Below are 747 nucleotides of genomic sequence, written 5' to 3' on the forward strand. Positions count from 1 at the left end.
GCATTCGTTTGCAAAATTATCAGACGAATATTGGTCTGGTCCGTTGTATACGGTTCCTGGTCCAAATAAAACACAGAATATACAAGATGTTCCTTGGAAAAATTGGATTGGGACAAATGGAATTGGAATTTATGCATATGGCGAAAAAGATGCAAGAGCACAATGGTTTCGTCCGCACGAATTCTGTAAAATGCAATATTTAATCGCGCCTTTTTGTAATGTTTGTCAAGAAGAATTTATTGAAGTAATTCATCAAAAAACAAATCCAATTATTTCTACAAAACCCGCTGTTGATACTCCTGTTAACACAGAAAACATGAATGCTTTTACACTTAATTTAGTAAAAACAGTTCCAAATACGTTGAAAATAAAATGGATTTTGAATAATAAATTGATTGCAGAAAATTTAGATTCTATTCATTTAAATAAAGGTCAGTTCAACTTAGAAAAAAATATTTTAAGAGCAGAAGTAACGGATACAACGCAATTAGTAAGAAAAGAAAATCATGCGAATCATATGTACACAACGCAATGGGAAATTTCAAAACCTAATAATGAGAGTTTAACTCCACCAGTTTTGACATGGGGTGAAAAACAAGAAAGTTGTTACAATGAACATCAGGCACTAACGGTGAAAAATCCAGAAGCAAAAGTTGAATATTTTTGGTATGATGAGCTAAATTCTACTCAACCATTTGTAAAAGGAAGCAATATTATTAGTCCAACTATTACTGAGAATAAGACTTA

The 747-nt window shown here is 31.7% G+C and carries 1 pseudogene; it reads left to right on the forward strand.

From position 1 onward, the window contains the following. Positions 1-747, forward strand: a pseudogene (locus N5E64_RS15670) (hypothetical protein); the annotation flags it as partial.

The sequence above is a fragment of the Empedobacter sp. GD03739 genome (assembly GCF_029843245.1).
Classification (GTDB): domain Bacteria; phylum Bacteroidota; class Bacteroidia; order Flavobacteriales; family Weeksellaceae; genus Empedobacter; species Empedobacter falsenii_B.